The organism is Corynebacterium sp. MSK204 (genome assembly GCF_030229885.1).
Lineage (GTDB): Bacteria > Actinomycetota > Actinomycetes > Mycobacteriales > Mycobacteriaceae > Corynebacterium.
In genome coordinates, this window is the sequence record NZ_JASPGQ010000002.1 from 94,955 (window position 1) to 109,443 (window position 14,489).

Consider the following 14,489-nt stretch of genomic DNA (forward strand, 5'->3'; position numbering starts at 1 on the left):
TATGTCGACCATCTCTTGGCACCCGCAATCTGAGCCCAACCCTTTGCCGTTTTCCCCTTTCAAAGCCAGCACGGTACCGCGCCCCATTGGATGGCTTTCCAGCGTGGATGGTGAGGGCCGCGAAAATATCGCTCCTTATAGCCAGTGGCAAAACCTCACCTTCGATCCGCCCATGGTGATGTTTTCGGCCAACCAGTATCCGGATGGTCGTCGCAAGGACACGGTGCTTAACGCGGAGGAGACCGGCTGGTTCGTGTGGAATATGGCCACCTATGATCTTCGCGAGGAAGTCAATAAATCCGCCCAGGTGCTCGACTATGGCGACAGCGAGTGGGACCGCCTGTCCGTTACCAAGGAATATGCGGACAATTACCGCATTCCCATGGTGAAAGAATCGCCGGTGAAGTTCGAGTGCCAGTACAAGACCACGCTGCGCGTGCCTGGCAATTCCAAGGTGGGCAGCATCGACCTCGTGGTGGCGGATGTAAAGACTATCCATATCGATGAATCTGTCATCGATGAGGAAGGCAAGCTTGACATCCTCAAGATTAAGCCCATCGCGCGCATGGGCTACTTTGACTACACCGTGGTCACAGAAAAATTCGAGATGCGCGTGCCCGGCTCCGACGACGCCGCGCGCCGGACTAGAGGGCAGCGCGTAGCGCATCGGCCATAGCCCGCTGGCCCGCGTGGGTGGGGTGCATGGGGAAGGAATCGGTATCCTGCCCCGTAAAGTCCACCCACGGTTTGCCTGAGCAGGCGGAGTGCTGCGGGGTATCGTCAGGCAGCACGTAGGTGGCGCCGTTGCGCTCGGCGGCCTCGCGCACCGCTTGGTTGATGCGCTGGATGGTATTTGCCAACCACTCCCGGTCTGTGGCCGGGATTTTTTCTATGAAGGGGCAGGTCTCGCCGGGGTTGATGAGGGGGATATAGCCGGTGGCAATGACCTTTGCCTCGGGCGAGCGGTGGGCGATTTCCCCGTAGACCTTGTCCAGGCGTTGGGGTAGATCGTGTAGCTCCAGGTCTATCTGCGCTCCCGATTCGTCTTGGCATATATCGTCCGTTGCGCATTGGGTCAGGCGCACAAAGCTTACGTCGTTGCCGCCGATGCTCAAGGAGACAAGGGATGTATCCGCGGCCAGTGCGTCCACCTGGGCGGGGTGCTCGCCCGCGGAGGATAAAACATCCAGCGTGCTCGCGCCCTGGCAGGCGACGTTGCGGAAAGAACTGGTGGTGATCTCCTGCGCGGCGAGTTCTGGATAGGAATCTTGTGCGCGTGCGCAGGAATCGGGCGGATCGAGAGGGAGCGTCGTCGAGCCCATCGCCGCGTAGGAATCCCCGAGCGCCACATAGTTTTCGGGGTCTTCTGTGGCTTCTTGGGCTTCTTGCGGCTGCGAGGAGCATCCTGCCAGCAGGCAGGCGGCGGCGAGGGCGGGCAATACGTGGCGCATGACTGCCATCGTAGCCGTCGAGTCTGAAATGCCAGACAGTTGGTGATTGTGAATGCTCTAAATACGTTGTGTATCACACTAAATTGATATCTGTGACGCTCGCCAAGCCCCCGGGAGACAGCCCCGGGAAACCGGCCTTGGGGTAGGGCACGGCGTCGATAAGCACGAGCGAAAGGAAGCCATGTCTGAACCACGCGAAGTCCGCGCACCCCGCGGCACCGAACTCAACGCAAAATCCTGGCAAACCGAAGCGCCACTGCGCATGCTGATGAATAACCTCGATCCCGAGGTTGCCGAGCGCCCCGAGGACCTCGTGGTCTACGGCGGTACCGGTCGTGCAGCGCGCAGCTGGGAGGCCTTCGATGCCATTGTGGAATCGCTGAAGGACTTAGAAAGCGATGAAACCCTCCTCGTCCAATCCGGAAAGCCGGTGGGCATCTGGAAGACCAATGAATGGGCACCGCGCGTGCTCATCGCCAACTCCAACCTGGTGGGCGACTGGGCCAACTGGGAGCACTTCCGCAAGCTCGAGGACGAGGGCCTGATGATGTACGGCCAGATGACGGCCGGCTCCTGGATCTACATCGCCACCCAGGGCATCCTGCAGGGCACCTACGAGACCTTCGCGGCCGTGGCCAAGAAGCGCTTCGAGGGCAGCCTGGCCGGCACCCTGACCCTGACCGGCGGGTGCGGCGGCATGGGCGGTGCCCAACCGCTCGCCGTGACGCTGAACGGCGGAGCAGTGCTCATCGTGGACGTGGATGAACACCGCCTGCGCCGCCGCCAGCACAAGCGCTACCTCGATGAAGTGGTCACCGACCTGGACGAGGCCCTGCGCTTGGTTCTCGATGCCAAGGAAAACAAAAAGGCCCTTTCTGTCGGCCTGGTGGGCAATGCCGCCGAGGTCTTCCCCGAGGTGCTGCGCCGCCAGCGCGCCGGGGAATTCAAGGTAGACATCGTCACCGACCAGACCTCCGCGCACGACCCACTGTCCTACCTGCCCACCGAAATCACCGTGGATGACTGGCAGTCCGAGGCCAAGGCCGATCCCACGACCTTTACCAAAAAGGCCCGCGAATCCATGGCCGCACAGGTCCAGGCGATGGTGGAATTCCAGGACGAGGGCGCCGAGGTCTTTGACTACGGCAACTCCATCCGCGATGAGGCGCGCCACGCCGGCTACCAGCGCGCATTTGAGTTCCCCGGCTTCGTTCCCGCCTATATCCGCCCGCTGTTCTGCGAGGGAATGGGCCCGTTCCGTTGGGCAGCGCTGTCCGGCGACCCCGAAGACATCAAGGTCACCGACGAAGCCCTGAAGGAGCTCTTCCCAGAGAACGAGCACCTGCACAACTGGCTGGACGCCGCCGAAGAATACGTCGAGTTCGAGGGCCTGCCCGCCCGCATCTGCTGGCTTGGCTACAACGAGCGCCACAAGGCCGGCCTGCTCTTCAATGACTTGGTGCGCGAGGGCAAGATCAAGGCCCCCATCGTCATTGGCCGCGACCACCTCGACTCCGGCTCGGTTGCCTCCCCGTACCGCGAGACCGAAGCCATGCTCGATGGCACCGATGCCGTCGCTGACTGGCCGCTGCTTAATGCCATGACCGCCGTATCTTCCGGCGCGACTTGGGTCTCCCTCCACCACGGCGGCGGAGTGGGCATGGGCCGCTCCATCCACGCCGGCCAGGTCACGGTTGCCGATGGCACCGATCTCGCCGCCGCCAAGCTGCGCGCCGTGCTGACCAATGACCCAGGCATGGGTGTTATCCGCCACGTCGATGCCGGGTACTCTCGCGCAGAGGAAGTAGCCAAGGAGCGCGGCGTTCGCGTTCCCATGGAATTTAAGGCAAGGGATTAAATGAGCACACTTTTTACCGGAATTTCTGAACTCCGCACGGTCAGCGAGCACGGCACGCTTAACGATGCCGCCCTTATCGCCGACCACGGCACCATCGCCTGGATTGGCCCCGCTTCCCAGGCGCCTGCCGCCGATGACCAGGTGGACTTGGGCGGGCGCGCCGTCCTGCCGGGCTGGGTGGATTCGCACACCCACATGGTCTTCGACGGTGACCGCTCCGCCGAGTTCGAGGCCCGCATGTCCGGCGGTTCCTACGAGGCAGGCGGCATCGCGGTGACCATGGACGCCACCCGGGAGGCGGGGGCAGACCGCTTGGATAAGCTCGTCGCCGAGCGCGTGGCAGCCGGCCGCCGCGGTGGCACCACCACCTTCGAGACCAAGACCGGCTACGGCCTCAACACGGAATCTGAAGTGGAAGCCGCGCGCGTGGCATCCCAGCATGTCGATGACGTCACCTTCCTGGGTGCCCACCTCGTGCCGCCGGGAGCGGATGCGGAAGACTACCTCGATGAGGTCGTCGGCCCCATGCTGGACGGGGTTGCCGAATACGTCCAGTGGATCGACGTCTTCTGCGAGCGCGGCGCGTTCAATGAAGAGCAGTCGCGCCGGGTTCTCGAAGCCGGTAAAAAGTTGGGGCTTGGCCTGCGCGTGCACGGCAACCAGCTTGGCGAGGGCCCGGGGGTTAGCCTCGCGGTCGATCTCGGCGCCGCCTCGGTGGACCACGTGAATTACCTGAGCGATAGTGACATCGAAAAGCTCGCCGCATCCGAGACCGTGGCCACCATGCTCCCGGCCTGCGATCTCTCCACGCGCGAGCCCTTGGCGCCTGGCCGTGCGCTTCTCGATGCCGGCGCCACCCTCGCCATCGCCTCCAACCTCAACCCAGGTACCTCCTATACTTCGTCGATGAACTACTGCGTGACCACGGCCGTCCTGCAGCAGCACCTATCCGTCGACGAGGCCATCCACGCCGCCACCACCGGTGGTGCCACGGCGCTGCGCCGCCATAATGTGGGCAACGGACTCGACCCGCAGGGCCGCCCCGCGAAGGGCACCCTGGTGGAAGGAGCTGCCGCTGACCTGCACGTGCTCGATGCTCCCAGCGCGGTGCACTTGGCCTACCGGCCGGGCATGCCGCTGAGCTACCGCACGTTCGTGGCGGGGGTATAGCGAGGAATGGAGTTTGCCGCCGGTATCGCGTAGGGTTGGATGAGCAATGAGCATTACCGATAACGCCACCGGCGGCGTAAACGAGCCGGAAGATTTTAATAAGTCGGAATCTCAGGACAACTCGCAAGGTGTCAACCAGGACACCAGGGCTGCGAATACTTCTGAGGGCACCGGCGCTGAGTCCAAGGACTCGGCCAACGACAACTCCCAGGGGTTCGAGCACCTCGGCCTGCCAGATAAAATTCTGCAAGCCGTTGCGAAAGTAGGCTTCACCACGCCGTCCCCCATCCAAGCAGAAACCATCCCGATCCTGATGGAAGGCCGCGACGTCGTGGGCCTTGCACAGACCGGTACCGGCAAGACCGCAGCCTTCGCGCTGCCGGTCTTGTCCCAGCTTGACCCGCATGCGCGCCACCCGCAGGCACTCGTCCTCGCGCCTACCCGCGAGCTCGCCCTGCAGGTTGCAGATGCCTTCCAATCCTTCGCAGAAACCCTCAAGGGTATCGAGGTTCTTCCCATCTACGGTGGCCAGGCCTACGGCATCCAGCTGTCTGGCCTGCGCCGCGGCGCCCAGGTCATCGTGGGTACCCCGGGTCGCGTCATCGATCACTTGGAAAAGGGCTCGCTTGACCTGTCCCAGCTGCAGTTCCTCGTCCTCGATGAGGCCGATGAGATGCTGAACATGGGCTTCCAGGAAGACGTCGAGCGCATCCTCGAAAGCACCCCGGACCGCAAGCAGGTGGCGCTTTTCTCCGCCACCATGCCTAATGCCATCCGCCGGCTGTCCAAGCAGTACCTGCACAACCCGGCGGAAGTAACCGTTAAGTCTGAGCGCCGTACCAACGACAACATTAAGCAGCGTTTCCTGCTGATTCCGCACCGTGCAAAGATGGATGCGTTCACCCGCATCCTCGAGGTCATTACCTATGACGCCATCATCGTCTTCTGCCGCACCAAGCACGAGACCGAAGAAGTGGCCGAGGCCCTGCGCGATCGCGGCTACAGCGCTGCTGCCATTAACGGCGACATCGCCCAGGCGCAGCGCGAACGCACCGTCGACCAGCTCAAGGATGGCCGCCTAGACATCCTCGTGGCCACTGACGTCGCCGCACGTGGCCTCGACGTGGAGCGCATCACCCACGTGGTGAACTTCGATATCCCGAACGATACCGAGTCCTACGTGCACCGCATTGGCCGCACCGGTCGTGCTGGCCGTTCCGGTGAGGCAATCCTGTTTGTCACCCCGCGCGAGCGCCGCATGCTGCGTTCCATCGAGCGCGTGACCAACGCACGCCTCGAAGAGATGGACCTGCCCTCCGTCGATGAGGTCAATGAAAAGCGCAAGGAAAAGTTTGCGCAGGCCATCACCCAGTCCATGGACAACAAGCAGGCCGATTTCTTCCGCAACTTGGTGCGCAAGTACTCGGAAGAAAATGACGTCGCGATGGATGACATCGCCGCGGCGCTGGCCGTCATGCACCAGGGTGGCAAGAACTTCCTATTGGAAGACAAGCCTTTGCCCAAGCCAAAGAAGGACCGCCGCGATCGCGATGACCGCAAGCGCGACCGTGACTTCAAGGGCGGCGGCAAGAACCGCGGCGGCTCCAAGCGGCCGGATGGTGACTTTGAGACGTACCGGTTGGACGTCGGCAAGCGCCAGAATGTCCGCCCAGGTGCCATCGTCGGTGCAATCGCCAACGAAGGTGGCCTGTCCGCCAAGGACTTCGGCCGCATTACCATTGCGGTGGGACACACTCTCGTGGACCTGCCGAAGAACATGGACCCAGCTGTGCTGGACCGTCTGAAGGATACCCGGATTTCTGGGCAGCTCATCAAGATTCAGAAGGATACTGGGCGCCCGCCTCGCCGTGATGGCGGCGGCGGTGGACGCAAACATGGTGGTCGCTTCCGCGACTAATTAAACCTCCAAAGGGCCTCTTTTAGAGGCCCTTTTTTCATGCCCTGTGAACTGCGCTTTTACTATAAATGGGGGTAGTGTGTCGGGGCGGTTTTGTATGGTGTATGGCGAAAGCATGTTCTAGTAAATCTCTCGAAAGAAAGTCCATGAATGCGCCATATTATGCCAATACTAATCCGGAAAATTCTACCTCCCGTGCAGCTACAGAGATTAGGAAAGCGGAATACCAGTTCTGGGAGAGGCTTCACCCTGACCCGGATGATGATATCGAAGTTATTAGCCAATCCCTGTCTGACTTAACTGGGGCGCGTCAGTCCCGAATTAGAAATATTATCTTCGCCTTCGAGCGATTAAAGGAGCTGCCGCGGCTGCGCGCCCGGCAAGAACAGCATTTCCATTTAGATTTAGACCGCCTGATTACGATTGACCAAACCCTAGCCAAGCTCGGCGCCATTGATGCGGAGAAGAAGTTTACTATCGATGACGCCCTGACCAACTACTTGACCCCAACCCGCCCCAATCAAAAGCTGCCCTCGCACCGCAATCTCCGCCGCAAGTTACGCGAGCTCATCGTGCGCCTCGATCCCTCAATTGCCGCGCGGGATCCGCGCCGCAAGCAAGCCTATAGCGTTGAACCTACAGGCGGGGAGTGGGCTGCGGTTTGTCTGGACGTCGGGTTAGAAACCGCGGAGATAATCGACCGCAATATTCGGGATATCGCTACGGACAAGGACCTCACGATGGCTGAGGCCGCAGTGGAGCTGCTGACCGGAAAGGCGCAACCAAAGGCCAAGGTCGTGTTGAATATGTATCGCTGCGACCTGCCGGATGCACCCGCGTTTGTACAAAACTTAGGCTGGGTATCCCCGGAGACCGCGGATGACCTAGAGGCTCGGGCGACAACGACAAGGGACATGGAGAAGGCCGGTCAGGCGGAGAGCCCGAATTATGTGACTCCGCCAGATATCCGGGCGTTTGTAGAGGGCTTGGATGGCACGTGCCGGTGGCCAGGCTGTACGCGGCCGGCGGTGGCGTCCCAGATGGACCATCGGCACGACTTTGCAGATGGTGGGCCGACCTCGGCGGCAAACCTCACTTGCCTGTGCCAGCACCATCACAATATAAAGACCGATGGGAGGGCGTTTTATATCAAGGACCCGATAAGTGGGGACATCGTCTGGCTTTTCGATGACTCTACGTGGGTCTACGACTCCGCGAGCGGACCGTTGGCGCCGAAGAACCGCAGGTGGGCGCAGACGGTGGCGCAGGCCACGCAGAAGCGGCGGGAGAATGCGCATGCAGGTGCGCAGCAACTAAAAGAAGAGCTTAGGGAGGAGTCCACGCATGAAAAAGGGGACAGCGATGACACTGTCCCCGAAAAGTAAATGGCTTCCTAGAGGTACATCAGGATAAGGCAGATGATCCACAGGAGGTTGAAGACGCCGCCGAAAGCGGACAGCGACTTCTTAATGGAGCCCAGGTTGGCGGTATCGCCGGACTCTAGGGCTGCCTGCGCCGTGCGCTGCTTAGGAAGGATGAGGAAGAAGAGCAGGCACCACGCGATGATGGCCACAAGGATGGCGATGTGGAAGTTGACCTGGCTCTTAAAGGTTTCGATATCAGACAGGAACACAGCAAGACCAAGGACCGGCACGAGGGCGGAAATGTAGCCGTAAGTATTGGTGATGTTGTGCAGGTTGCGGGCGGCTCCGAGGGCCGTCTTTTCGCCCTGCGCTGCGCCCTGCAGCTGAGTCTGGTAGATGGAGGTGGAAATGCACACGGGGCCAAGTAGGACGATGGCCGCTGCCACGTGCAGGAAGATGAACAAAGTAGTCATGGAGGATGCCCTTCAGTTAAGAAAAGTTGCCTTGTTCACCCTAATCAATTTCCCTGCTAGAAATCGAACCGACATTGCCTTCTCATTGCACGGACGTCCGCGCGGGACAAGGGCAGCTCGTACTTCCGCGCGATCTCTGCGAGGCGCCGCGAGTAATCGCAGCGGTTGGCAGGCGGCAACCATTCGGAAGGAAGGGAATCGGACTTTTCTTGATTGAGCTTCCGGCTGGTGGCCACCAAGTTGAGAGGATCGTTGGCAAAACGCCTCTTGGTGTCTTGGTCCCATTCTGCGGCACCCATGTCAAAGGCGGCAGAAAGAGGGAAGATGTGGTCGACCTCAATGGGGGAGGTGGCTGAAATCGTCTCGCCCGCGTAGGGGTCATAGATCGTGCCGGATTGTGGCCGGCAGTCAGCGAAGGCCTCGCTGGCTTGGTTCTCCATGATGGCCTCCCGCGTAGTGCATGCGCCGTTGGGCTGCCAGCCGCCGAACTCGTCGCGGTCGTAGCCTTGCAATTCCGTGCGAGCTGGCACGGTGGAGACATCAAAACGCGGAAAAGGCCACGCATACCATGCGATAACGAGAGCGGTTATGCATGATAGCGCGGCCAGGTAATAGGACTTCATGTCCTATTGGACTCCGCGAGGTGCGGGAAGGTTCCTACTTGTTATCGGAAACCTTTTCTGCTGCTTCCTCGAAGTCCAGGGAGTCGTCCTTTTCAACGAGCTTGGCAAGCTTCTCGGCTTCCTCGAACTCGTCCAAGACCTCCTGGTCTGGCTGCTTGGTAGCCAAGGTGACCAGAACGGTGACGATGAGTGCGGAGAAGAAGCCCGGAACCATCTCGTAGAGGGAATCGCCGAGCGGGGACATGCCCCAGCCGATGGCGACGACTGCACCGGTGACCATACCGGCGATTGCACCGGTTGCGTTGAGGCGCTTCCAGTACAGAGCCAGGATGACCAGCGGACCGAATGCGGAACCGAAACCAGCCCATGCGAAGCCGACCAGGCCAAGAATGGAGTCGGACGGGTTGATAGCCAGGAGTGCGGCGATAACCGCGATGACCACAACGGCGGTACGGGACAGGTTAATCAGGATGCGCTCGTCAGGCTTGCGCTTTGCGATGATGAGGTAGAGGTCCTCAATCAGGGAAGAGGAAACCACGAGCATCTGGGAGGACATGGTGGACATGATCGCTGCCAAGACTGCGGTCAAGATGAAACCAGCAGGCAATGGGTGCATCATGGCCTGAGCCATATCCAAGAAGATGGTCTCGAAGTTCTCTTGGTCAGTAATGGTTTCACCGAACTGGGTGAAGTACACAGTACCGGTCAGCGCAACGAAGATAGCGCCGATGACGGAAAGGCCCATCCAGGTGATGCCGTAGAAACGGCCCTGCTTGGCGTCAGAAGGCTTACGCAGCGCCATGAAGCGCACGATGATGTGCGGCTGACCAAAGTAGCCAAGACCCCAAGCGGCGTTACCAACGATAACACCAGCGGAAACGCCAGCGAAGAGAGAGAAGTAGTTATCGTTTGGCTCTAGTGCGCCGTCGGTAGCGTAGTTGTTTTCGGTAGCGAAGGAGAAGATCGCGCCGGCATCGTCAAGAGCGAAAAGCGCCATGATTGGCACGATCAGCAGGGCGACGAACATGAGCATGCCCTGCATAGCATCGGTGTAGGACACTGCCAAGAAGCCACCGATGAAGGTGTAGAAAATGGTCACTGCGGCGATGACCAACATACCGGTGATGTAGTCGCCACCGAAGGTGGACTCGAAGTAACGACCACCGGAGACCATGCCGGAAGAGACGTAGAAGGTAAAGAAGAAGATAATGATAACTGCGGAGATAATACGCAGCAGGCGCGACTTATCGCGCAGACGGTTCTCGAAGAAGGAGGGGACCGTAATGGAATCGCCCGCAACCTCCGAGTACGCGCGCAGACGCGGCGCAATCCACTTCCAGTTTGCCCATGCACCGATAAGGAGGCCGATAGGCATCCACAGCTCGGAAAAACCGGAAAGGAAGAGCGCGCCAGGCAGACCCATGAGCAGCCAGCCGGACATATCAGATGCACCGGCGGAGAGAGCAGCTACGAATGGGTGCAGGCCACGGCCGCCCAAAACATAATCGTCGTATTCGTCGGTTTGTTTGTAGCTCCAGTAGCCAATGGCTGCCATTACGAGGAAATAGACAATCATCGCAATGACGTACCAAGTTGATTCTTGCACGTTTCACTCCTTGTAGTGATTTGTCGGACATTCTTACGTTAACGGTGACTTAAGGTTCAACCAAGCTAAAATCCAGCTGTGGCATAGATCTCTGGTGATATTTTTCACCGTTTAACTGCGTAAAGACGTGAATATAACGAGCTTGTAACAAAACTTTGCCGGGCTGCTATGCTGGCGGCTATGGCTTCTTACCTTGTGCATGGCCTTTGGCTGCCGGTCTCGGGGCTTGGTCTATGGATTGAGCAGGTAGAAGGGCACAAGATTGTTATGCCTTCGGCCGTGCCAGAAGGGACGTTTCCGCAGGCTATTGATGCCATCTTGGCTAAGAAATCATTCCGGAACCGGGCGCGAGTATCACTACGGACGCCAAAGGGTAAGGACGTCTCGCTCATGGTGCCCATGGCCATGTTTGCCCCGGAAGAAGCGGTAGAAGCCCTAGCCCAGCTGGAATACCTGGATCATCATCCACCGGCATCAATTGCGCCGGATCTGCACTGGCTCATTCACGCATATAGCGGCCTGAGCAAGTTTGTCCGCGCGGGCAGGGTGACGTTCCGGCTGGCCTACCAGGCCAACGAGTGGTTCCCCATGTGGCAGTTGGCCTCAGGTTTGGGCGAGCGCGGTTGGCTCGCAGAGATGATGGCCGCGGCACCCGGGATTCTCCATATAAATAATAGAGCCCTTTCAGATGACCTAGCGGATGAACTGACGCATTGGATTGCCAACCGGGAATTGCAGCCGCTGCTCAATGAACCCCGGTCAATGCCGTGGCACGACTTCGCCCGTGCACTACTGACGACGTCGCCCATTCGCCGCGGCCGCGCGCAACTACTGCGCGCGCTCAATGAATGGAAAAATTCCATTTACCAGGTGGAACTCCAACTCGTCTACATCGTGGAGGAGCCTGAAGAACAGGACCCCGAGGATGCAGCGTGGCCGATTCGGGTGCGGGTGCGCTCGGGAACGGATTCGCCGCGGCCGGTGTTGGCGGAGGAGCTGGATCGGGCGAGCATCGAGAAGCTGCGCGAAAACCACCGCAAGGCCCTGCACGCGGCGCCGAGCCTGGGCCAGAGCACGCAAATGCCCCAGCCAGGCGACGGCGATTGGGACGTCTACCTGGACACGGAACAGCTCACGCAGTTTATTGCGCACGAGGTACCCGAGCTGAAGAGGCGGGGCATTACCGTCATGCTGCCCAAATCGTGGGCGCAGATGGATACGAAGGCCAAGCTAGAAACCCGCGAGGCACGGGATCCGGCAGAGGCCGCGACAAAGAAGCACATCGGTATGAACCAGCTGGTGGACTATAACTGGCGCATGTCCGTGGGCGATGTGGAACTTACCGAATCCGAGATGAATGAGCTGGTCAATTCCAAGTCCGGGCTCATTCAGCTGCGCGGCAAGTGGGTCATGGCCGATACCCAGGTCGTGTCCAAGGTTTCTTTTTATATGGAGGAGCTGGCGGATAAGTCCCGCGAGCGCGCCAAGAAGGAGCTCGAGCAGCTGGCGGCCTCGGCGGAGATGGCCAAGAAGCTAGGTGAGCCGGGCTGGCAGCAGCTCATGGCAGAGGTCGAGCGTCGCCGAGCAGAGTTCAACGAGAAGAGCGAGCACCAGGTCACGGTGGCGGAGCTGCGGGAGCTGGCGCTCGAGTCGATGGCTCAGGAGCCCATCGAATTTACTGGCAGCACGTGGCATACCGCGTTGCTCGGCGGCATGGATACGGTTGCGCCGAAGCGCGTGGACATTCCGGAGGCCGTCCACGCGGAGCTGCGCGAGTATCAGCGCACTGGCGTGGACTGGCTGTATTGGATGTCGCGCAATAATATTGGTGCCGTGCTTGCCGATGACATGGGGCTCGGCAAAACACTCCAACTACTGTCCCTTTTGGCGGTGGAGAAGGAACGCGGTGAACAGACCGGGCCTACCTTGGTCGTCGCACCCACCTCCGTGGTGGGCAACTGGGCTCGCGAGGCCCGTCGCTTCGTGCCGGATTTCGAGGTCATGGTGCAACACGGCGCGGGACGGCCGAGCGGGGAGAAGTTCCTCGAGGCCGCAGGAAAAGCAGATCTCGTCATTACTACCTATGGCACCGTGAGCCGGGATTTCAACCTCTTGGGTGAGGTGTCCTGGCAGCGGGTGGTCCTTGATGAAGCGCAGGCCATTAAGAACTCGGCCACGCGTTCCTCCAAGGCGGTGCGATCGCTGCCGTCTGAACACCGCGTGGCGCTGACCGGTACGCCGGTAGAAAACCGCCTGTCCGAGATGCGGTCCATCTTGGACTTTTGCAACCCAGGCATTTTGGGCACGGCGTCCTTTTTCCGCAATCATTTTGCCAAGGCCATCGAGCGCAATAATGATGAGGAGATGTCCGAGCGCCTGCGCGCGCTGACCGCACCTCTTATCCTGCGCCGCGTCAAGACCGATCCCAATATCATCGATGACCTGCCGGAAAAGTCCGAGCAGATTCTTACGGTATCCATGACTACAGAGCAGGCGGCTTTGTATAAGGCGCTGGTCAATGAGGTGAAGAAGAGCTTGGAGGATGCTACGGGCATCAGCAAGCGCGGGATCGTCTTGGCCTCCCTGACGCGCATTAAGCAGATCTGCAATCACCCGGCGCATTATTTGGGAGACGATTCGCCGGTGGTTATCAAGGGCAAGCACCGCTCGGGCAAGGTGAAGGAGCTGGTGCGGATTGTCGATGCCGCCACCGAATCCGGCGAGCGCCTGCTGATCTTTACCCAGTACAAGGCCTTCGGTGATATCTTGCAGCCCTACCTGAGCGGGCAACTGGGCCACGAGATTCCCTTCCTGCACGGCGGGGTGACCAAGAATAAGCGCGACCAGATGGTGGAGGACTTCCAGGCCGATGATGGCCCACAGGCGATGATCCTTTCGCTCAAGGCAGGCGGCACGGGCCTGAACCTAACCGCGGCGTCCATCGTGGTGCACATGGACCGCTGGTGGAACCCCGCGGTGGAAAACCAGGCCACGGACCGCGCCTTTCGCATTGGTCAGCGCCGCAACGTGCAGGTGTATAAGATGATTACGGCTGGCACGTTGGAAGAATCCATCCAAGACATCTTGGATGGCAAGACGCAGCTGGCTGGCGCCGTCGTCGGCGAAGGCGAGGGCTGGCTCACGGAACTGGAGCCGGACCAGCTGGCAGAGCTCATGAGTTACCGGGGAAAGGAGTAAGCGGATGGCCGTTAAGGGCGATGACAATGTCATCTACGCGAACTTTGGTACCCGCAAGCGCGTGAGTACCCCGGACGAGGTCAACCATGTCGACCGCAGCGGGCGGCTGCTGTCCAAGACCGCCGCCCGGATTTCGTCCTTTACCAGCTATGATGCGGACCGGGGGCGGATTAGCCGCGGGCGCCAGTACGCCGAAGGCGGTCACGTCGTTGGTTTGGAGATCCGCAATGGTGCCATCCATGGGCGCGTGGCTGGTTCCCAAAACGAGCCTTTTTCCATACTCATTCAGCTGCCGTACCGCGATAATGACGATATTGCGGCACTCGCCGGCCAATTCGCGCGCACCCCTAATTCCGTAGCGAATGCGCGCAAGGGCCTGTTATCTGAGGAAGCGCTGGATACGCTTTTTGCCAGCGAGGCCGAAGAACTGCGTCTATCCTGCACGTGCCCGGATTCCGCCTATACCTGCAAGCACATTGTGGCGGTGGGAGATAGGCTCGCCACCCGCGCGGATGCGGATCCAGCCGTGATTTTCAATATGCGCGGGCTGGATTTTGCGCGTTTGGAAAAGGCCGTCATGGAGCAATCGCAGCAGATCTCCCGTGAAAGCTTTGGCGCCAGCGATTTATCCGCGGAAGAAAAGAACGACGTGTTCTGGAATGGCCGCGAGATGCCTAAGCTGCCGCACCCCAAGGTGGCCCCAGCATTGGAAGATTCCGATCCTGACCTCTTGCGCAAGGCCCTTCGAGCCGTATCGCATACCAATATTGATCTCTTGCGCGCCGTGTCCGATATTGAAGACCTCTACTACCACTTAACGCACTGATT

The 14,489-nt window shown here is 60.0% G+C and carries 11 protein-coding genes; 7 read left to right on the forward strand and 4 right to left on the reverse strand.

The genetic code is table 11. The annotated features are described in order from the left end of the window. Window position 1 precedes the first annotated feature (1 nt). Complete coding sequence (locus QP908_RS01750; RefSeq protein ID WP_284771581.1) at window positions 2-676, forward strand: flavin reductase family protein; 675 nt, start codon at window positions 2-4, stop codon at window positions 674-676. Here QP908_RS01750 and QP908_RS01755 read toward each other — a convergent pair. Next, window positions 645-1,451 carry an SGNH/GDSL hydrolase family protein gene (locus QP908_RS01755; protein ID WP_284771521.1) on the reverse strand — a complete coding sequence of 269 codons (807 nt, stop codon included), beginning with the start codon at window positions 1,449-1,451 and terminating at the stop codon, window positions 645-647. The two genes, QP908_RS01750 and QP908_RS01755, sit on opposite strands and share 32 nt — an antisense overlap. Before the next feature lie 181 nt (window positions 1,452-1,632). Between QP908_RS01755 and hutU the strand changes: the two genes are divergently transcribed. The 4 genes from hutU (at window position 1,633) to QP908_RS01775 (ending at window position 7,782) form a co-directional block, all read left to right on the forward strand. Next, entirely contained in the window at window positions 1,633-3,309 is a 1,677-nt protein-coding gene (gene hutU, locus QP908_RS01760; protein WP_239267834.1) for a urocanate hydratase, read from the forward strand. Beyond that, the gene (gene hutI, locus QP908_RS01765; protein ID WP_239267832.1) at window positions 3,310-4,479 is read left to right on the forward strand and encodes an imidazolonepropionase; all 1,170 of its coding nucleotides are present in this window, start codon (window positions 3,310-3,312) and stop codon (window positions 4,477-4,479) included. Window positions 4,480-4,525: 46 nt separating this feature from the next. Continuing rightward, entirely contained in the window at window positions 4,526-6,397 is a 1,872-nt protein-coding gene (locus QP908_RS01770) for a DEAD/DEAH box helicase (RefSeq protein WP_239267830.1), read from the forward strand. A gap of 146 nt (window positions 6,398-6,543) precedes the next feature. Continuing rightward, window positions 6,544-7,782, forward strand: coding sequence for an HNH endonuclease signature motif containing protein (locus tag QP908_RS01775; protein WP_239267828.1), 1,239 nt, complete (start codon window positions 6,544-6,546; stop codon window positions 7,780-7,782). Window positions 7,783-7,790: 8 nt separating this feature from the next. Here the strand turns inward: QP908_RS01775 and QP908_RS01780 are convergent, their stop codons facing one another. The 3 genes from QP908_RS01780 to putP are packed head-to-tail and all read right to left on the reverse strand — an operon-like array spanning window position 7,791 to window position 10,463. Then, complete coding sequence (locus QP908_RS01780) at window positions 7,791-8,234, reverse strand: DUF2269 domain-containing protein (RefSeq protein ID WP_284771522.1); 444 nt, start codon at window positions 8,232-8,234, stop codon at window positions 7,791-7,793. 56 nt (window positions 8,235-8,290) lie between these two features. Next, window positions 8,291-8,857 (reverse strand): HNH endonuclease family protein, encoded by a 567-nt coding sequence (locus tag QP908_RS01785; RefSeq protein WP_255716798.1) that lies wholly within the window; start codon window positions 8,855-8,857, stop codon window positions 8,291-8,293. A gap of 34 nt (window positions 8,858-8,891) precedes the next feature. Continuing rightward, window positions 8,892-10,463, reverse strand: coding sequence for a sodium/proline symporter PutP (putP, locus tag QP908_RS01790; RefSeq protein WP_239267824.1), 1,572 nt, complete (start codon window positions 10,461-10,463; stop codon window positions 8,892-8,894). Between the two features lie 180 nt (window positions 10,464-10,643). Here putP and QP908_RS01795 point away from each other — a divergent pair, with 180 nt between their 5' ends. Both QP908_RS01795 and QP908_RS01800 read left to right on the forward strand, forming a co-directional pair. Then, entirely contained in the window at window positions 10,644-13,661 is a 3,018-nt protein-coding gene (locus QP908_RS01795) for a DEAD/DEAH box helicase (RefSeq protein ID WP_502868853.1), read from the forward strand. Window positions 13,662-13,665: 4 nt separating this feature from the next. Continuing rightward, complete coding sequence (locus QP908_RS01800) at window positions 13,666-14,487, forward strand: SWIM zinc finger family protein (protein WP_239275312.1); 822 nt, start codon at window positions 13,666-13,668, stop codon at window positions 14,485-14,487. Window positions 14,488-14,489: the final 2 nt, after the last annotated feature.